The following is a 16,859-nucleotide window of genomic DNA, read 5'->3' on the forward strand; positions in this document are numbered from 1 at the left end:
CTCCAAGGCAGTTTCTCTCCACAGCAGAACCTAGCTGGCCGGTGCATGGTTGCAATGCGCCCGGCGCGGCAAGCGTGCTGCATCGCAACGAAAAGCGCTGGTGAATCACTCGCGGTTCAACAATCTCGCAACAGGTTCGCAGCAATCGCCGAAATGTGACGAAGAAGCCGTTCATCACGTCGTGCTGTCGTCATTGAGATCGGGCAGGCTTATCACTATCTCCGGTTGCGGAGCTGGGGATTGCAGCCGTGCCGACCATTTCGAAACAGATCATAGCCGGTGCTGCGCTCGCAGCGGCCTCGATTGCCGTCGCCTCGCCGGCTAGCGCCGCGGGCTTCTGGGAAACATTGTTCGGCGTCCCGCAGCGCCGGGCCGTCGCGCCCATGCCGGAGAGCGTGCCGCTGCACATGACCGTGCGGCCCAAGCGCAAGAAGGCCCCGACGACGCTCGATGCCGGCAAGGACGGGCCGAAGCCGAAGCTCGTCAAGCCGATGGAATATGCCAGCGACCCGTTCTGGTATCTCAAGGACGAGACGCTGAAGAAGGGCGACATCATCGTGCTGAAGGACCGCGTCGTCGTCTTTGACGGCGGCGCCCGCGCCTATGCCAACTTCGCCAGCTTCCAGTCGAGCCCGCTGCTGTCGGCCAAGGCCAAGAGCCAGCTCAAATACCTGGTCTCGACCCCGCGGGACAATTACACGGTCTGGGAGCCGGTCCAGTCGATCTCGGACCGCAACACCAGCGCCTCGGCCGAGCTCTCGGAGCGCACGCGCTAAAGCAATTCCAGCAGAAGTGCGCAGCGGTTCTGCGTCCGGAATTGCGGCCCAAGCAAAGGCTTTATAACGAGACGAGCCGGCACCGGCGCCATCCCATTCCGGTCGCATTGATACCTTCGAACGGTCAGACCAGCGCCAGAGGCTGACCGGATTTCGCCTCTAGCGTCATCTCGCATCGGGTGTTCGCCCCTCCCTCCAGCAATGGAAAGGAGCCAATGATGCGTCAGTTCGCCAGAGTCATAGGCCTGTCCTTTGCGCTGCTCACCGTCCCTGCCGCGGCGCAGGACCTGTCGCCTTCACTCCCCATCCCTGAGAACCCCGGCCTGCAGGATCCCACCGCGATCCGCAATGCCATCGTGATCGAGCGCCGCTCGCTGCCGCCGCGATTGCGCGTGCAGGTCGACAGCGCCGTCGCGCAGACCAGCCCCGACGATCTGCAGCAGCTCAGGCGATCGATCGAGACCATCCCCGCTGCCACCAGGGCCTTGCAGGCCAGGGGCATGAACTCGGCCGCGATCATCGCAGTCGCGCTCGACGAGGACGGCGATCTGACCCTGATCGCCGAGGAGAGCATCTGAGAAGCCAGACCGACTTGGGGAGTGCCGGCCGGCAGGCCGAGCGCTTCCACGGGCAGTCCGGCGCTCCTGCCCCGACCAAGCGTAGCGCCGCGAGAGCCGGATCCGATCGGATTGGCACAATCTGATCGGTGAATCCGTCTCTCACTCGCAATGAAAGGACCGATCATGAAGCTGACTGAAGCAAGCATCGACACCGCCCTGCACCAGCTCGACGCCCAGGCGATTCCGGAGAACCACCCCGCCACCGTCCAGCTCGGCGAGCTGTTCGGCGAGCACACCTTCTTTCTCGACGCCGGCGGCCTGACCATCATCGAGCCGGTCAAGACGGATGGGGCAGCCGAGGCGATGGGCCGCGTGGTCAAGCTCGCCAGATGGGGCGACGAGACGCGCCGGAATCTCGCGCCGCACGAGCCGGAATACACCGACATCATGGTCACGCTCGACCGGGCGGCATAAGCTCGCCGATACCTCCTCCGTCATGGTCGGGCTTGTCCCGACCATCCACGTCTTCACCCTTCGAGAGCAGCGTTCAAGACGTGGATGCTCGCCACAAGGGCGAGCATGACGGCGTGCGATTCACCCGAACGCCCCGATCTCGTGCTGGATCGCGCCGGAGATCTCGCGCAGCAGCGCAAAGCACTCGCGCATCGGCTCGACCACGTCGCGATGCAGGGCGGCATAGGCGCCGCCTTCGCGGGGGCCCGGCGGCTCGCCGAAATCGAGCCCGAGCGCCGGATCGGGATTGAGCGGGAAGATTTCGCCGAGCAGCGCGAGCGCCCCGGTCATGTCGAGCCGCAGGATACGCTCGAGCAAGAGCTCCCGCGTCACCCCGGCATGCGGCCGGAAATCCGGGATATGCGTCGCCGACAGCCAGATCCGGTGCAGCAGCGCAAGGCGCAGCGTATGCAGCGCCACCAGCCGGACCGGCATCGCTGGCGGCTCGCCCGCCGCCTCCTTCAGCTTCAGCCGGTCGGAGGCGAAGCGCCAGAACAGCCGCCGCAGCGCAGGCGCCAGGTCGAGCTGCGCCAGCGCGTCTGCGACGGCGAGCAGTTCGTCGCGCCGGCCTTCCTTCTCGGTGCGCCGGGCCCGGTCGAACCAGGAGCCGGCATCGAGCGTGTCGAGATAGGCGCGCAGAACGTCGAGATCGCTGTTCGCCATGGCATGGGCCGCCAGCCGGTAGGCCCGGCCGAAACGGTCCGAACCGTCGCGCATCGTGGCGAACAGCTCCGGCGCCCGCGCCGCCGCCTGGCCGATGCCATGCACGCTGTTCGCCAGCCAGCCGAGCTGCTGCAAGATGGCGTTGTTCGGGATGGCGCGGAGTTCCCGCGGATGGCGGATCACCGTCGGCCCGCCGGCATCGCTCTGCCGCGCCGCCGGGCGCGAGCCGGTCTTGTCGAGTAGGGAGGGGCCGAAGGTGCCGATCAGCGCCGCATAGCCGGGATCGTCGACGAGATGGGTCATCTCCTCGCGCACGGTCTGGAAGAACTCGGTGGCGAAGTCCGGCTCGGCGTAGATCGGATCGTCGTCGCCACCGGCGGCCTCGGCGAAGACGGCCTCTCCGATGCGCGCCACCGTCGCCCCGGCAAGCCCTTTGGTGCCGAACAGCAGGTAGCCGTCGCTGCCCTGGAAGCTGGTTTCGCGCGTGACCTTGACGCCGGCCTTGGCGAAGGCCCGCCGCGGCCATTCCGGATCGAGATAGGCCAGCCGGTCGGCGAGGCTGTCGGGATGAGCGCCGCGCCCGGCCGACTCGCCATGGGTGTCGAAGATGACGAGCTCGACCTCGGTCAGCCCGTAGCGCTGCAGCAATTCGAGGATGCGGCTGCGCAGCCGCTCGACCCAGAAGGTCGCCGCGACCTGGCCGATATAGCGGCCGGAATCGGAATAGCCGAACTGGACGCAGAGCCGGCCATGGCGCTTGAGATAGTCGCGCCAATGCGGGCTGCGCAGCGCCTCGTCGATGATGCGCGGCCCCTGCTCCAGCGCATCCGAGGTCTCGAACAGCGGCGAGATCTCGACCAGGTCGGCGATGCCGAAACGCTTGGCGAGGTAAAGCGCCGAGAGCAGCGTATAGCCCGTCTCGGTCTCGGCGATCAGGAAGCGCACCGGCCGCGAGCCGTCGACATGCTTCACGATCTGCGCGACCATCATCATCATCCGCGCCGCCGAGGCGCGCTCGACCGCGAGCGCCCCGAAATCGACCGGCGTCGGCTTCGCCTTGGCCAGCGCCTGGTTGACGGCAGCGAGGAAGGCGCGCCGCTGCGCCGGCTGGGCCGGTTCCTCGTCGAGCGAAATGACGCCGCGCATCGCGTTGTGCAGCTGCGACGCGTTCAGCCGGAAATGCGGCAGCGCGATCGAGACGCCATGGGCGATCACGCCGGCCCGCGCCAATACCAGCGCTTCCGCCGTCGCCTCGTCCTCGGCCAGCACGATCGCCTTATCGAGCGCCGCCAGCAGCTTCGAGGCCTCCGGCAGGGCCGCCTCGCGCTCGCCGACCAGCGCTAGCGAGAAGGCCTGCAGCGCCGCGATCTCCGGCTTGCTGTTCAGGGGCGGACAAAGGGCAAGCTGGCGTTCGACCGCCGCATGCGCGCCTTCGAGCAGCGCCCTCACCTGCGCCGTCGCCGGCGCCTCCGGCAGCTTCTCGAGCAGGCGGAAGAACTGGCCGCGCTTCGATTCCAGCCGGTAGCGCAGCGTGTCCCACCAGCCGATATCGGTGCGCCCGTCGGTGTCGCAACCGACCCAGGAGGCGAGCTGCAGGGCGCGCGGCTTGAGCTCGCGCCAGCGCTGCGGCCAGCGCGCCCGCGCCTCGGCCAGGAAGGCCGAGTTCAGCCGGTCGATCGCGTCGCGGGCGTTGCGCACCGAGAAGCGCGCCTGCTCGAACTCGTCCTGAAGGGTGATCGCCGCATCCGGCCGGAAGGAGAGATCGGCCGCCCTCAGCGCCGCCGCTTCGCCCTCGTTCGAGGCGAGCTCGGCCAGCGCATGCGCCACCGCCCGGCTCATTCCGAAGGTCGGATGCGCGGTGAAGACGGCGGCGAAGCGCACCCGTGCGAGCGCCGCACCATAGGCCTCGAAGGGTTGCGCCGACCCGCTCGCCTCCTCGGCGACGCGACGCGCCAGCGCGGCATAGGCCTCGTTCTCGTCGCGCTCCAGTCCGACATAGGAAGCGACGCGCGCCGCCCGGTCGGCGAGCGCGGCGCGGCCGAGCTGGCGGATCAGCGCCGCAGTGTCCTGCAGCGTCACCTCGCCGCGATCCATCTTGCGGGTCAGCCAGAGCGTGACGCGCAGCACCGGATTGCCGAACGGGTCCTCGCGCGCATCCGAGCGCGCCTGCACGATCGCCGCCGACAATTCGTTCGCCAGCGCCAATGGCGACAATTCCTCCACACCCGCCACGCCGCTCTCCGCTTTTTTCAATCGTTTGATGAGGCGGCCGGCAGGTGAGCAGGATTCAGACTTTGCTGCAACTGCGAAAAGCGATGCCGCTCCGCAGCAAGAACTCACGCTTCGGGGACAGCGAACGGCCCGCCCTGCCCAGGCGGGCCGAACCTCGGCTAACCTCACGCCGCCCGCAGCACCTTGACCACCGCGCAATGCTCCTCTTCGCCGAAGCCGGCGGCAATGCCGCGCTGGAAGATGGCGGCAGCGAAACGCGGCCAGTCCGCGCCGATCTTCAGGTCGGCGGAGAGTTCGACCAGCCGGGCGATATCCGTTCCCGCCGTGCGCAGCGTGCTCTCGGGCTTTTCGAAGCGGCCCGCGGCGATCGCCTTGCCCATATGGCTGAGATCCTGCCCGAGCGAGGGGCTGAGCGAGGCCATCATCGCGCCGAATGCATCGGCCGAAACCCCTTCCGCCTCGCAGATCGCCGCGCCATGGCTGAAGCCGATCCAGTGCCCGGCGAGATAGGCCAGCGCCGCATTGAACAGCACCAGCGCCTGGCCGATCTCGACGCCGACATGGCTCACTCCGGCCAGCGCCCCCAGCAGAGGCTGCGCCTCGGCGAACACGGCCACCGGTCCCGCGACGACGATCGCCGCCTCCGGCCCGCCGATCTGCCGCGGCCAGGCGGCGATGGCGCCGTCGAGATAGCGCGCCCCGGCTGCCTGCATCCGGGCCTCGAGCGCCCGCGCCTGCTTCGGAATGCCGGAGGTCAGCTGCACGACAAGCTTGCCGCCCAGCGCCCCGGAGACGCCATCGGCGCCAAGAACGGCGGACGTCGCCGCATAGTCGGAGACGCAAATCACGATAACCGGGCTGGCGCGGACGGCCGCTGCCGGGCTCGCCGCCAGGACGGCGCCGCGCTCCTGCAGGGGAATGGCCTTCGCAGTGCTGCGGTTCCACACCGTCACGCGCTTGCCGGCCTTCAGGAAGGCGCCGGCCAGCGCCGCCCCCATTTCACCGAGGCCGATGACGCTTACATCACTCATGATCTCATCCTCATAGTCATGGCGCAGGGACGCGCCCATGGCTAGGGAAGATAAGAAATATATCGATAGTTCAAGTACTTACAAAAATGTAAGCGACAGCGGGGCCCTGCAATGGCGAAGCCTGAATTGTTCGATTGCGGCCTCGGGCCGGCCTTGAAGGTGATCGCCGGCAAATGGCGGCCGACGATCATCTGGACGCTGCATGCCGGCCCCGTCCGCTTCGGCGCGCTGCGCCGGCGCATCGGCGGCATCAGCGAGAAGATCCTGTTCGAGGAGCTGCGCGCGCTGGAGCAGGCCGGCATCGTCCAGCGCCGGAGCTACGAGGGGCGCACCGCTCGGGTCGAATACTCGCTGACACCGGCCGGCGCCGAGCTCAACGGCGCGGTCCACGCCCTGGCGGAATGGGGCTCGCGCCACTTCGCCGCGGCGCAAGCCGCCTGCCTGCAGGCGCCGTGGGCGCAGGGCGAGAGCGAAGCCGCCATATGAGTGCCAAGCGTTCTCCGAGACAAATATCGCGCCAAAATTGCAACAGGGTGGCGCGAAGCTTGGCGAGGTTGCAGGAGGTGCTTGCCGGCAGCAGCCGTCTCCTGTCTTGAGCAATGCGATGCCGGCGCCTTTTCCAGGTTTTCCCATGCTCGTCCGCACTGCTGCTGTCGTTTCCCTCGCTGCCCTGCTCGGCGGCTGTCTCAATGCCGCCGGCCACAAGGCACCGCCGCCGGGCGCCGAAGAACTGCTCCGGCAGATCGCACAGGACGAGCCGAAGGTCCGCAAGCTGGTCGCCTTCGGCCTGGCCGAGACGCCCCAGCTCAAGGGAGTCCTGACCGGGCGGCCCCATCTGACCAGCGCCACGATTGCCGGCCCCCAGCTCCACCAGGATCCGATCACGCCGTACTGGGCGATCCTCTATTGCGTCGAGGCGGAGACAACCGGCTTCTTCTCGAAATTTGCCATGCACGTCGCCGTCAGCAAGACGCCCAATGGTTGGCGCGGCAGCGCGACCAAGGAGAAGCTCGGCATCGTCTGCACGCAGCCGAAGCGTCCCTTCCCCGAGCTGGTGACGCGCGCCAACGAACTCGCCGACGCCCAGGCCCCGAAGCCGTAGCATCGGGCCGGCCCGCTCCGAACATGAGGACGGGCCCGCCAGCCCTTACAATTACCCTGTCCATGGCCATATTGGGGGCAACCCGGAGAAAGCCATGGACACGACCGTGCGGTGCAACCTCTCCGGCAACTGGGGCGTCTCCGACCTGCTCGAACGCCAGATCTGCTCGATCATTCGCGATCCGCACGGCAGTTGCTGGATCATCCTTTCCCAGGATCAGATTGCGCGCCTGAGCGACATCCGGAAGGGGCCGTTCCTGTCGGTGGAAGCAGCCATGACGGCGATCGAGAAAAACCTCCACGGACCCTGCCGTCATCATAGGGCAACTGTTCCGCAGAACTATTTTCCGTAAGGTCCTCGCAGCCGCGAAGTAGAAAAGCCCGTCTGTTCAACTTCATTTGGCCACATTGCCCGGATAGAAAGAGCAGGCAGGCGAAGAATGCCCGGCTGGCTCCTCTGATTGGAACCGGCGCCGCGCCTCCACCCTACCGTCGAAAACTGAATGCTGCCCCTGGCAGCACCATCGTCGCACGCAAGCGTGCCCGGCGATGTCACCACAAGACCGCACGGCCTCGGCCGGGCGGCAAACGGATATAAATGCAAGAATCAATCGAACTGAAGTCACCCGAGACCGGGCGTGTCGCCACTGCGATCGCCAATACGCTTCCGCCGAAATCCGCCCCTGACTGGAAGCCGCAGCCCTGCGGCCTCAGCCGCCAGGAGTTGCGGCGCATCGTCAAGAAGATGCTGGGATGAGGAGGCTGGACATGTCCACATACCAACCCAGAACCACTGCCTTCGACAATCGCTTTACCCGCGCGGGCTCACGCGCCGACGCTGCGCAGCCGAGGCGGGGCTCGACCGCGCAGGCGAGCTATGAGCGCTATCTCGCCTTGGCCAAGGCCAAGGCCCTCGCCGGCGACCGGGTCGAGGCCGAGCGCTACTATCAATATGCCGAGCACTACCATCGCCTGATCAGCGGCTCGGCCGCCTGAGGCCCCGTCCCGCCTTTCCAGCGCAGGGGATCGTCACGTGACGTAAGCCCTGGCCAGCGCGATCTCGGCGCGCAGCGCCTCCGCCAGCCCGGTCTGCCCGAGACGCTCCATCTCGCCAGCCGCATGCTCGCGCTCATCGATTTCCGCCAGGATCGCGGCCCACACCTCGGAGCTGCCCAGCAGCAGCCGCTCGACCTCGGCCGAGCCGCTGCGGAAATCATGCTGGGCCACCGCCCCCTGCTCGGCCCTCGCCGGCGGCGCCTCGGCATTGTCGATCGCTGCGACTAGCGCCCGGATCAGTTTCGCCTCGCCAGCGCGCCCGCTCTTCATCGCAACGCGCAGATCGGCTCGCAATCGGGTTTTCATCTCGGCGCCCGCGTCGATTTGCGCGGCGGCTCCTTCTGTCGTCATGACCTCTATTGATCCCTTATATTCCCTATAGTAGGAATTTAAGGGAACAATAAGGAACATTCAATGTCGGATGGACTCGTCACTGTCGAGCAGGCGGCCGCAGAGCTGAACCTCCACCCCAAGACCGTGCTCCGCTACATCCGCGAAGGACGACTGCCGGCGACGCGGGTCGGAAAATCCTATCGGATCGCCCGCTCGCGGCTGGACGCCTTCGCCGGCCTCGCCAGCGGCAGGTCCGAGGCAGCGGCGACCGCCCGCGCGACCTGCATCCTCGATATCCGCGACGTCTCAGTCGAGCGGGCCGAGCGCATCGCGACCTTCCTGCATGCCGTGGCGCTGACCGGCGATGCCGATACCCCGCCTTTGCACCTCGATACGGTGTTCGACCCGCAGAAGAGGAGCCTCAAGGTCGTGCTGATCGGCGATCCGGCTGATGTCGGGCGCCTCCTCGAGATGCTGCAGATGCAGATCGGGAACCGGCCATGAGCGACCCCGTCTATGGGAGCGCCGACACCGCGGCGGCGGTCGAGGCGCATTACCGGCGCGTGCTCGCGAAGTGGCCGGTCCCGAGCACGCAGCTCAATCTGCCGACACGCCAGGGCCCGACCTTCGTCGTCGCCTGCGGACCGGAAGACGCGCCTCCCGTCGTGCTGCTCCACGGCTCGCAGGCCAATTCTGCCGCCTGGCTGCTCGATGTCGCGCTCTGGTCGACGAAGTTCCGGCTCTACGCGGTCGACATGATCGGCGAGCCCGGCCTCAGCGCCAGGGTCAGGCCTGAGCTGTCCGGGGAGGCCCACGCCCTCTGGCTCGACGACGTCTTCGCCAGCCTTGGGCTGTCGCAGGCGGCGCTCGTCGGCATGTCCCTGGGCGGCTGGCTGGCGCTCGACTATGCGAGCAGGCGGCCCGGCTTCGCCGAAGCGCTCGCCCTGATCGGCCCGGCCGGCATCGGCCGGCAGAAGAACTTCCTGCTGAAGGCGCTGCCGCTGCTGCTGCTCGGCGGCTGGGGCAAACGCAAGGCGCGCGAGCTGGTGCTGGGCCCCTTCCCGAAGGTGCTGCCGGAGGCGGTGCGCCCGCTCGCCGAGCTGATGGAGGAGATCGGCCGGGCTGTGCGCCCGCGCATCGTCAGCATTCCCCGGCTGACGGACGCCGAGCTCGCCGGCCTCGGCGTGCCGATCCTGGCGATCCTCGGCGGGCGGGACGTCCTGCTCGATTCACAGGATACGCTGGCAAGACTGCAACGCGCCGCCCCGCAGGCCGAGATCTGCTTCCTCGCGGACGGCTACCATTTCCTGCCGGACCAGGCGTCGCGCGTCATGGCGTTCCTGGAGCGGAGCGCCCTTCCTGCGGGAGGCTGACATGGGTTGAGAACCGCGCCGCAGAACCCCTCTCCTGGAAGGAGAGGGGCAGGGGTGCCGCGCCGGCAAAACCATCCCTGGCAGCAAAGCTTCCCCCTCCCCGTCATGGTCGGGCTTGTCCCGACCATCCACGTCTTCGTTCTTCGAGAGCGGTGTTCAAGACGTGGATGCTCGCCACAAGGGCGAGCATGACGGTCGAGCCGACGGGGACAAATCCCCAATCAATCCCCGCCCCTGAAACCTGCTTTATGCTTCTCCCTGTCCGCCCGAACCGAGGGGGCTTCGCGAGGCGTCGAGAGGCCGGCGGGAGAGCGGTGTCCGCGGCGAAAGAGCTTCGCAAGCTCGAAGGAGCTCAGCTCCGCAGAAGTGCGATCCACTTCTGCGACCGGAGCCTGCTCCTTCCACCACGGAGGGGTTTTCGTCGATGGGAGAGGCCCTCCCAGTCCTGCCGGACGTAACCAGACGGCGAGAGCACCATACGAGAACCGCGCGCGGGGTTCGGGCAGTGGCCAGTGGCGCTGCCTCGACAATTCGACATCGACATTCGGCACGCAGCCGTCGACTGCGACACCGCCCGACCCCGCGCCCTCCCTCGGATGGCGTTTTTCGCAAACCCCGCGGTGGAAGCCGGCGGGAACCGCAACCGTGAACACAAAGCGGGTCCGCCCGGGCCATGATGACCGAGTCGCGGCGCAATGATGTATGCGGCCGGGCTTGCCAAGCTGGGGGGCCATGCATCGCACGCAATCGCGGATGCTTGGCAAGGTTCACACCGCAACCTAAAGAAGATTATCGAGTCGCCCGACAACCGGAACGTTTCCCGGCTTCGGATACCGAGCAGAAGCGAGAGATCGAATGCCCGTCATCTCGTGAGAAAATCGGACAAGACCAAAGAGGGAGCAGGCGAAGCTCTATATTGCCGGCAAAGTTATGTCTATCAGCCCTAAAAATGCGAAAACTTCTACTTCCTGCCCGTTTCTTTAGTTTCCTCCCTGTACAGATACGCACAGGAACCTGACCATGAAGAAATGGGACATCCTTATCGGCGTACCGTCATACGACAGGAAATTATATATCGAGACATCGAAGTCTATTACCGGCACCATCGTCGAGCTCGTCAACGTCAAGGCGAAGGCTGCACTTTTTGCGGTGAGCGGCTGCGCCCTGATCACCCATGCACGCAACGCGATCGTCGCCGAATTCCTCGCGCGCAAGGAAAAGACCCATCTGCTGTTCGTCGACGCCGACATGGAATGGCAGCCACACACCGTCCTGCGCATGCTGAAGGCGAACGTACCCTTCGCCGCCGCCCCTTATGCCAAGAAGCGCTACAGCAGCTCGGCGGCGCTTCGGGCCCAGCCGAAGAATTTCGACATGCTCCAGGCCGCATCGCTGGAATGGAACCTGGAGTTCCACGACCGGGACGTCCTGAGCGGAAAGCGGGAAATCCCCGGCGTCCGCGGCGGCTTCGCCAGGGTCGTGCGCGTCGGCGCGGGGCTCATGCTGCTGCGGCGCGACATGCTCGAGACCATGGCCTCGAAATACGCCGAGACCGAATACAAATGGGATGGCCGGAGCGACAACATCTCGCCGAAGGCGCGCTATTTCGGCCTTTTCGACCTGATGAAGGACCCCGATGGCGTGATCCTGGGCGAGGACTACGCCTTCTGCGACCGCTGGGTGAATGGCTGCGACGGCGAGATCTGGTGCGACATCGACGCCAGGCTCGGCCATCATGGCCATCACCGCTATTCAGGCGCCCTCGCGGAGAGCCTGCGCCTGCGCGGCCGCTTCACCGACGGCGTTGGAACCGACTGAAGCCGGCCGGATGACGGGATCGGCAAACGCAGTACGATCTGTGTCGCCTTCCGTGACGCCGGCTGGCGTCCCCCTGGTCCCGAGAGCCGATGAGACGAAGCAGCCAGACCCGCCTGCCCGCGCCCTATCTCAGGCGCATCTGGCTCGACCGCGACGCTGTCCCGGACCCTGAGGCCTATCCCTGGTGCCTGCCCTTCCTGCGCGAGGCGTTCGAGCTCTCCTTCGACCGGCCGATCACCATCATCGTCGGCGAGAACGGCACCGGAAAATCGACGCTGCTCGAAGGCATCGCCGTCCTCGCCGGCTATGACGAGGCCGGCAGCGGCAAGGGCTACCGCCCGGTCGATCATGCCCAGGCCGTCGAGGCCATGGGCGGCGCGCTCGCCCGCTCGCTCAAAGCGAGCTGGCTGCCCAAGGTCACCGATGGCTGGTTCTTCCGGGCCGAGAGCTTCTTCTCGGTGGCGCGCTATCTCGATGGCGCGGCCCGCGCTGCCGGCTATGCCCCGCCCGATTTCCTCTCCCATTCGCATGGCGAGGGTTTTTTGCGCTTCTTCGAGGAGCGCTGCCAGCGCCGCGGCATCTTCATCTTCGACGAGCCGGAATCGGCGCTGTCGCCGGCCCGCCAGATCGAGTTCCTCAAGCTGCTGCGCCACATGGACCGGCTCGGCCAGTGCCAGGTGATCATGGCGACCCACGCCCCGATCCTGATGGCCTATCCCGGCGCCCGCCTGCTGGCCCTGAGCAAACACGGGCTCGATCCGGTGACCATCGAGCAAACCCAGCATTTCCGCCTCATCCGGGAATTCTGCGCGGACCCGGCGACGTTTGTGGAGACGATGATGGAGGAGTGAGGGGTTAGCGGCGCTGACTACGAATAACGCTACTCATCAGCACTTGTATTTTCATCTTTTGAATCAGTTGGCTTTTGTCGCCGCGGCCAAGGTAAACGCGCCGCAGCTCGATACTCGTACTTATCTGATATATATTTCTGCATCTGCTCGCGCAGGAGGTTCATTTTAAGCTTGGTTTCCAGCTCAAATTTCTCATCGGGCGAGAGATCCAATGAGGAGGCAGAAGCTGTCGAGACATCTTTGGCAATTATACTAATAGCAGATAGATTCAATCTTTGATTGTTAGCGTCAACAATTTCATTAATAAACCTTTTGATAAATACACCACACACCTGAAGTATGGTTATAGATACGATAACAAACGGCATTCTTGTTAAGAATATTGTCCATACATCCACTTCTCCAGTTTTATATACCTGCGTTAGATCAGTTGAGTTTTTATAAAGATTGTATGTAACGTACAAAATAATCGCCATTGGCAGGGCAGAAAGAAATATATAAGATAAAATACTGCGCTTTGCCTCTTGAACAAATCCACTAATTTCACTCGGAAACAAGCGAAGCTCTTCTATAAGTTTAGATCTCTCATTTTTTCTGTCATTTAGCTCAGACTCTTCAACTCTCCGTTCTGATCGAAGATTTTCGAGCTTACTTTTAAGGTCATCTGACGCAGAAATAAGCTCGTCTTTCCGTTTTATATTTTGAGATATCTCAGCTTTTAGTGTATCAAACTGAGCATTAGCCTGTCCTATATCCTTGTCGAGTTGACTGCTTTCTGCTTTAAGTTCATTTACGTACGCTTCGGCGGCACTCTCCTTTTCAGATGCCGATTTTTCTCGCTCGACAATTGAAGCGAGACGCGCTTGGAGATCTGCTTTGTCGCGCGAAATTTGGCCCGTCTCCTCTTCCAATTGAGCAAACTCAGCTGGTGTATACCCGGTTACAATCACGCTTGAAATAAGTTGATTGGTAAAAATGGTAAATCTGACATCAGGACGAAAGCGAAACCCGCTTACGAAGCGGCCTACCCCTAATAAAAATCTTCCGTCCGAAAAATTTGATTTTAACTCCGTTGTTTTTCCGGATACATGAATAAGCTCCAAAGTTACCGCGTTCCAATCATCATACCCAGATGCAATTATCTGTATAGATTGAACATAAACATTCTCGGAAAAATCAAACTCGAACCACCTCTGTTTAGCTTCGAAAGCAAAATCTTGCTTTGAATTATTAATCAACGCGGTCGTCTTATTGTTCTTTTTCGAAAAGAGGGAGACTGGGATGATTTCAGGCCGCAACACTGCCTCTTGAGCTACCTCGTTCATCATACCCCCCAGAATTCGATCAAATCATAACCCAACGGAAGTTGTACGACGGCGCAATGTGTCTTTGAAGCGCGAACAATGACAAGAGACGAGCGCTCCACAAAATACTTCATTTCTGTGAAATCTCGTGAGGTATGATTCCTTGATACGCACAGCTTAAGGCGGAAAACATGCTAACGTTGAGGGATTCGGCTAAGACTGTCAGGATTCCGCCTTGCCCAGCTCCCTCTCCCCCGCCCGCCTCCAGGCCGCCGTCGATTTCGCGCAGGCGCACGATTCCCCCTGGCCGCGCAGCATGTTCTATCCGGACGGCGCCTATGTCGGGAATCGCGAATGGGACGAGAAGGGTCCGTGGACTGAGATCGTCGGGCCGGTCGAGTCGCGCGGCGGGCCGGCCGGCGTCGTGCTCAGGGGCGGCAAGGTCGTCGCCGAATGGGGCGATGTCGAGCGCGCCGACATGACCTTCTCGATCGCCAAGAGCTATCTCTCGGTGCTGGCGGGGCTTGCCGTCGGCGACGGGCTGATCGCCGATATCGACGAGCCCGTGGGCAAGAGCGTCGACGGCCCGCATTTTTCCAGCCCGCATAATGCCAGGATCACCTGGCGCCATCTGCTCAACATGAACAGCGAATGGCAGGGCGAGATCTTCGGCAAGTCCGACCAGGTCGACCATTTCAGGCAGATCGGCATCGGCGCCGACAACAGCCGCAAGGGCCAGCGCCGCGAATTGCGCGAGCCCGGCAGCCTCTACGAATACAACGACGTCCGGGTGAACGCGCTCGGCTATGCGCTGCTGCGCCGCTTCCGGAAGCCGCTTCCCGAGGTGCTGCGCGAGCGGATCATGGACAAGGTCGGCGCCTCGCAAGGCTGGCGCTGGGAGGGCTACGAGACCTCCTGGGTCGAGATCGACGGGCAGCTTATGCAGTCGGTCCCCGGCGGCGGCCATTGGGGCGGCGGCCTCTTCATCAGCGCCCGCGACCATGCCCGCTTCGGCCAGCTCATCGCACAGAAGGGTGTCTGGGAGGGGCGCGAGCTGATCCCGGCCTCCTGGATCGAGCAATCGGTCGTGCCCTCGCCGACCCTGCCGAATTACGGCCTCCTCTGGTGGCTGAACCGCGGCCCCACCGCCAATCCCAAGCTGCCGGCGAGCGCCTTCAGCGCGCAAGGAGCGGGCAACAACCTGATCTGGATCGATCCCGAGCACGAACTCGTCGCGGTGCTGCGCTGGATCGACAAGGCCGCGATCGACGGCTTCCTGGAGCGGCTGGTGGCGGCGGTCGACTAGCTCGCGCGCCCTTCAGTAGGGCGGCTCCTGATGGACGAGCTTGCCGTCGATCAGCAGGCGCTTGATCGCCGCCTGTCCGGAGCTCGACACGGCGGCGACGATCTCCAGCCGCTTGCGCTCGGTCGTCTCGATGGCGCGGCCGGTGCCCTGCGGCACGAAATAGCTTTCGAGCCCGTAGGTGACGCGGATGGCGCGGCGGCCGGCATTGCAGTCGGGATCGCCGTCGGCATTGGTGACGCAGGCGCCGGCCGAGGCGACCTTGCCCTCGAGCACGGTCTCGCCGGCTCCGGCCGCCGGGCGGGCGAGGTAGACGCCCTTCGCCTCGGCGAGGCCGTCGGGACCGGGCGCGACCCGGACGAAGACCGGCTGATTGCGCTCGAACGTCTTGTCGCCGTCGATCTTGGAGAGATCGAGCGTGCTGATCTTGTAGTTCAGGATGACATAGTCGCCGCGGAACAGGTCGCGCGGGTCGAGCGGTGCCGTCGCCAGCCGGACCTCGGTGCCCGAGCGCAGGATGCCGGCACGCGATTCGACCAGGGCCAGGGTCAGCCCGCAGAGCAGGACGATGGCGGCGAGCCCGCGCCAGAGCGGCGAGATGCGGTGAAGCAGCGCGTCGGGGGACGGCAGGCGGATCATGGCGCGGCCTCCGCCTGCCTGCTGAATCTGGCGAGGAGCCGGCGCATGCTGGCGGCGAGGCCGATCAGGAGCGCGCCACCGACCAGGAAGAACAGCGACTGGTCGAGCAAGGTGCCGATGGTCTGGCCGAGCAGGGCGAAGACCGCGATGATGAACAGCGCCGAGCCGGCGATGCTGACCCGGCGCACGCCGCCGCCGGAGCCGGCGACGACGATGGCGATCGCGACCGCCAGGATCAGCGCCGCGACGACGATCTTGCCGACGATGCTGACGGCGCTGCCGCTCCAGAACAGCACCGGCACCAGCAGGGACATGAAGAGCGCGACCGCCAGCGGCCAGGCGAAACGCCGTTCCCGCCCGAGCAGGCCGAGCCCGACCAGCGCCGGCACCGCCAGGCCATAGGCGAAATAGTTCTGCCAGAGAGCTGTGCCGGGCAGCGCCTCGCTTTTGTCGAGGATGCGGACGAGCTCGACATTGAGCGTGAGGATCAGGCCGATCAGCCCCCAGGGCAGGAAGGCGGTGATGAGGCCCGGTCCGCCGCGATCGACCGCGAGCGCGCCGAGCGCGACGAACAGCGCAGACACCGCCAGCCCGTAGGCGAGCAGGCCGTAATCGAAGCGGAAGAGCGTGTACTGGCCCGGCAGGGTCGCGAACCAGCCGAGCAGGATCAGCGCGGCGAGATGATGGACGAGGCGGTTGTGCCGGGTCGCGGCGAGCCAGAGCGCCGGCAGGAACGGAATCCAGAACAGGAGATGGGCGCCCGCCTCGCGCTCGTCCCAGCGGCCGCCGCCCCAGGCCGCGATACCGACGAGGGCAATCACCAGCGCCCCGCTGGAGCGCAGCAGGAAGGCGACGATCAGCGCGCCGATCGCGACCAGCAGCGCCCCGCCCGGCCAGTCGGTCGGCAGATGGTACATCTGGCCGACGAGTGCGACGCCGGCGGCGAAGATCAGCGTGCCGCAGGTCGCGGCAGCGTCGGCGCCGTTGGTCGAGCCGCGGCTCTCCAGCCGGGCCGAGATGCCGAGCGCGGTCGCGACCGCGAGCAGCACCATGACGAGCTTGGCGATCCGGGGGATCTCCTCCCAGTTCGCCGCGACGAAGGCGGAGACGCTGGAGGCGATCAGCAGGCCGCCGAACAGGCCGAGCAGGGCCGGCAGCTTGAAGCCGCCACCCTCCTGCGCCAGCGAGCGGCGGATGCCGGCGGCGCTCTCGGCGCTGACCAGCCCCTCCCCAACCCAACGAACCAGATCGGCCTCAAGCCGTTTGCGATAGGAACCCGTCAGCATGCCGGCCTATTTGGCACGGG

General features: G+C 65.1%; 19 protein-coding genes. 13 read left to right on the plus strand and 6 right to left on the minus strand.

Annotated features, from left to right (window positions below; genetic code table 11):
- Positions 1 to 248 precede the first annotated feature (248 nt).
- The 3 genes from AC07O0_RS00340 (at position 249) to AC07O0_RS00350 (ending at position 1,810) form a co-directional block, all read left to right on the plus strand.
- Positions 249 to 776 (plus strand): hypothetical protein, encoded by a 528-nt coding sequence (locus AC07O0_RS00340; RefSeq protein WP_494619110.1) that lies wholly within the window; start codon positions 249 to 251, stop codon positions 774 to 776.
- 218 nt (positions 777 to 994) lie between these two features.
- On the plus strand, positions 995 to 1,354 hold the full coding sequence (locus tag AC07O0_RS00345; RefSeq protein WP_494619111.1) for a hypothetical protein: 360 nt from the start codon (positions 995 to 997) through the stop codon (positions 1,352 to 1,354).
- 165 nt (positions 1,355 to 1,519) lie between these two features.
- Positions 1,520 to 1,810: a hypothetical protein gene (locus AC07O0_RS00350; protein WP_454024000.1), complete on the plus strand. Its 291-nt coding sequence runs from the start codon at positions 1,520 to 1,522 to the stop codon at positions 1,808 to 1,810.
- Between the two features lie 120 nt (positions 1,811 to 1,930).
- Here AC07O0_RS00350 and AC07O0_RS00355 read toward each other — a convergent pair whose 3' ends face one another.
- Together AC07O0_RS00355 and AC07O0_RS00360 are read right to left on the minus strand one after the other, a co-directional pair.
- Positions 1,931 to 4,606 (minus strand): phosphoenolpyruvate carboxylase, encoded by a 2,676-nt coding sequence (locus tag AC07O0_RS00355; RefSeq protein WP_494620622.1) that lies wholly within the window; start codon positions 4,604 to 4,606, stop codon positions 1,931 to 1,933.
- A gap of 302 nt (positions 4,607 to 4,908) precedes the next feature.
- Positions 4,909 to 5,775 carry an NAD(P)-dependent oxidoreductase gene (locus AC07O0_RS00360; protein ID WP_494619113.1) on the minus strand — a complete coding sequence of 289 codons (867 nt, stop codon included), beginning with the start codon at positions 5,773 to 5,775 and terminating at the stop codon, positions 4,909 to 4,911.
- 111 nt (positions 5,776 to 5,886) lie between these two features.
- Between AC07O0_RS00360 and AC07O0_RS00365 the strand changes: the two genes are divergently transcribed.
- From AC07O0_RS00365 to AC07O0_RS00385, 5 genes are all read left to right on the plus strand, one after another.
- Complete coding sequence (locus tag AC07O0_RS00365) at positions 5,887 to 6,261, plus strand: winged helix-turn-helix transcriptional regulator (protein ID WP_494619115.1); 375 nt, start codon at positions 5,887 to 5,889, stop codon at positions 6,259 to 6,261.
- A 145-nt stretch (positions 6,262 to 6,406) separates the two neighbouring features.
- The gene (locus tag AC07O0_RS00370; RefSeq protein WP_494619116.1) at positions 6,407 to 6,877 is read left to right on the plus strand and encodes a hypothetical protein; all 471 of its coding nucleotides are present in this window, start codon (positions 6,407 to 6,409) and stop codon (positions 6,875 to 6,877) included.
- 94 nt (positions 6,878 to 6,971) lie between these two features.
- On the plus strand, positions 6,972 to 7,229 hold the full coding sequence (locus AC07O0_RS00375; RefSeq protein ID WP_494619117.1) for a hypothetical protein: 258 nt from the start codon (positions 6,972 to 6,974) through the stop codon (positions 7,227 to 7,229).
- A gap of 245 nt (positions 7,230 to 7,474) precedes the next feature.
- Positions 7,475 to 7,633, plus strand: coding sequence for a hypothetical protein (locus AC07O0_RS00380; RefSeq protein WP_494619118.1), 159 nt, complete (start codon positions 7,475 to 7,477; stop codon positions 7,631 to 7,633).
- Between the two features lie 11 nt (positions 7,634 to 7,644).
- Positions 7,645 to 7,872: a DUF4167 domain-containing protein gene (locus AC07O0_RS00385; protein WP_494619119.1), complete on the plus strand. Its 228-nt coding sequence runs from the start codon at positions 7,645 to 7,647 to the stop codon at positions 7,870 to 7,872.
- A gap of 33 nt (positions 7,873 to 7,905) precedes the next feature.
- Here the strand turns inward: AC07O0_RS00385 and AC07O0_RS00390 are convergent, their stop codons facing one another.
- On the minus strand, positions 7,906 to 8,283 hold the full coding sequence (locus tag AC07O0_RS00390; RefSeq protein WP_494619120.1) for a hypothetical protein: 378 nt from the start codon (positions 8,281 to 8,283) through the stop codon (positions 7,906 to 7,908).
- Between the two features lie 63 nt (positions 8,284 to 8,346).
- On the opposite strand from AC07O0_RS00390, the gene AC07O0_RS00395 reads away from it, so the two are divergent.
- From AC07O0_RS00395 to AC07O0_RS00410, 4 genes are all read left to right on the plus strand, one after another.
- Positions 8,347 to 8,769 (plus strand): helix-turn-helix domain-containing protein, encoded by a 423-nt coding sequence (locus AC07O0_RS00395; RefSeq protein WP_494619122.1) that lies wholly within the window; start codon positions 8,347 to 8,349, stop codon positions 8,767 to 8,769.
- A complete protein-coding gene (locus AC07O0_RS00400) occupies positions 8,766 to 9,638 on the plus strand; it encodes an alpha/beta fold hydrolase (RefSeq protein WP_494619123.1) in 873 nt (290 codons plus the stop codon). The genes AC07O0_RS00395 and AC07O0_RS00400 overlap by 4 nt, the downstream gene beginning before the upstream one ends.
- Positions 9,639 to 10,658: 1,020 nt before the next feature.
- Positions 10,659 to 11,456, plus strand: a complete 798-nt coding sequence (locus AC07O0_RS00405; protein WP_494619124.1) for a hypothetical protein — start codon at positions 10,659 to 10,661, stop codon at positions 11,454 to 11,456.
- 89 nt (positions 11,457 to 11,545) lie between these two features.
- Entirely contained in the window at positions 11,546 to 12,307 is a 762-nt protein-coding gene (locus AC07O0_RS00410) for an AAA family ATPase (protein ID WP_494619126.1), read from the plus strand.
- 29 nt (positions 12,308 to 12,336) lie between these two features.
- Here AC07O0_RS00410 and AC07O0_RS00415 read toward each other — a convergent pair whose 3' ends face one another.
- On the minus strand, positions 12,337 to 13,632 hold the full coding sequence (locus tag AC07O0_RS00415) for a hypothetical protein (RefSeq protein ID WP_494619128.1): 1,296 nt from the start codon (positions 13,630 to 13,632) through the stop codon (positions 12,337 to 12,339).
- Between the two features lie 214 nt (positions 13,633 to 13,846).
- On the opposite strand from AC07O0_RS00415, the gene AC07O0_RS00420 reads away from it, so the two are divergent.
- Positions 13,847 to 14,917: a serine hydrolase domain-containing protein gene (locus AC07O0_RS00420; RefSeq protein ID WP_494619130.1), complete on the plus strand. Its 1,071-nt coding sequence runs from the start codon at positions 13,847 to 13,849 to the stop codon at positions 14,915 to 14,917.
- Between the two features lie 12 nt (positions 14,918 to 14,929).
- Here the strand turns inward: AC07O0_RS00420 and AC07O0_RS00425 are convergent, their stop codons facing one another.
- Together AC07O0_RS00425 and AC07O0_RS00430 are read right to left on the minus strand one after the other, a co-directional pair.
- Positions 14,930 to 15,553, minus strand: a complete 624-nt coding sequence (locus AC07O0_RS00425) for a GDYXXLXY domain-containing protein (RefSeq protein ID WP_494619131.1) — start codon at positions 15,551 to 15,553, stop codon at positions 14,930 to 14,932.
- Positions 15,550 to 16,839 (minus strand): DUF2157 domain-containing protein, encoded by a 1,290-nt coding sequence (locus AC07O0_RS00430; protein ID WP_494619133.1) that lies wholly within the window; start codon positions 16,837 to 16,839, stop codon positions 15,550 to 15,552. Before AC07O0_RS00430 ends, AC07O0_RS00425 begins: the two co-directional genes overlap by 4 nt.
- Positions 16,840 to 16,859 lie beyond the last annotated feature (20 nt).

The organism is Allobosea sp. GW821-FHT10B12 (assembly GCF_059415545.1).

What these genes read in the sequence shown, in the direction of transcription:
- AC07O0_RS00345 (WP_494619111.1), top strand. Translation starts at nt 995, where the DNA reads ATGCGTCAGTTCGCCAGAGTCATAGGCCTGTCCTTTGCGCTGCTCACC.
- AC07O0_RS00350 (WP_454024000.1), top strand. Translation starts at nt 1,520, where the DNA reads ATGAAGCTGACTGAAGCAAGCATCGACACCGCCCTGCACCAGCTCGAC.
- AC07O0_RS00355 (WP_494620622.1), bottom strand. Translation starts at nt 4,606, where the DNA reads ATGGATCGCGGCGAGGTGACGCTGCAGGACACTGCGGCGCTGATCCGC.
- AC07O0_RS00360 (WP_494619113.1), bottom strand. Translation starts at nt 5,775, where the DNA reads ATGAGTGATGTAAGCGTCATCGGCCTCGGTGAAATGGGGGCGGCGCTG.
- AC07O0_RS00365 (WP_494619115.1), top strand. Translation starts at nt 5,887, where the DNA reads ATGGCGAAGCCTGAATTGTTCGATTGCGGCCTCGGGCCGGCCTTGAAG.
- AC07O0_RS00370 (WP_494619116.1), top strand. Translation starts at nt 6,407, where the DNA reads ATGCTCGTCCGCACTGCTGCTGTCGTTTCCCTCGCTGCCCTGCTCGGC.
- AC07O0_RS00375 (WP_494619117.1), top strand. Translation starts at nt 6,972, where the DNA reads ATGGACACGACCGTGCGGTGCAACCTCTCCGGCAACTGGGGCGTCTCC.
- AC07O0_RS00380 (WP_494619118.1), top strand. Translation starts at nt 7,475, where the DNA reads ATGCAAGAATCAATCGAACTGAAGTCACCCGAGACCGGGCGTGTCGCC.
- AC07O0_RS00385 (WP_494619119.1), top strand. Translation starts at nt 7,645, where the DNA reads ATGTCCACATACCAACCCAGAACCACTGCCTTCGACAATCGCTTTACC.
- AC07O0_RS00390 (WP_494619120.1), bottom strand. Translation starts at nt 8,283, where the DNA reads ATGACGACAGAAGGAGCCGCCGCGCAAATCGACGCGGGCGCCGAGATG.
- AC07O0_RS00395 (WP_494619122.1), top strand. Translation starts at nt 8,347, where the DNA reads ATGTCGGATGGACTCGTCACTGTCGAGCAGGCGGCCGCAGAGCTGAAC.
- AC07O0_RS00400 (WP_494619123.1), top strand. Translation starts at nt 8,766, where the DNA reads ATGAGCGACCCCGTCTATGGGAGCGCCGACACCGCGGCGGCGGTCGAG.
- AC07O0_RS00405 (WP_494619124.1), top strand. Translation starts at nt 10,659, where the DNA reads ATGAAGAAATGGGACATCCTTATCGGCGTACCGTCATACGACAGGAAA.
- AC07O0_RS00410 (WP_494619126.1), top strand. Translation starts at nt 11,546, where the DNA reads ATGAGACGAAGCAGCCAGACCCGCCTGCCCGCGCCCTATCTCAGGCGC.
- AC07O0_RS00415 (WP_494619128.1), bottom strand. Translation starts at nt 13,632, where the DNA reads ATGAACGAGGTAGCTCAAGAGGCAGTGTTGCGGCCTGAAATCATCCCA.
- AC07O0_RS00425 (WP_494619131.1), bottom strand. Translation starts at nt 15,553, where the DNA reads ATGATCCGCCTGCCGTCCCCCGACGCGCTGCTTCACCGCATCTCGCCG.
- AC07O0_RS00430 (WP_494619133.1), bottom strand. Translation starts at nt 16,839, where the DNA reads ATGCTGACGGGTTCCTATCGCAAACGGCTTGAGGCCGATCTGGTTCGT.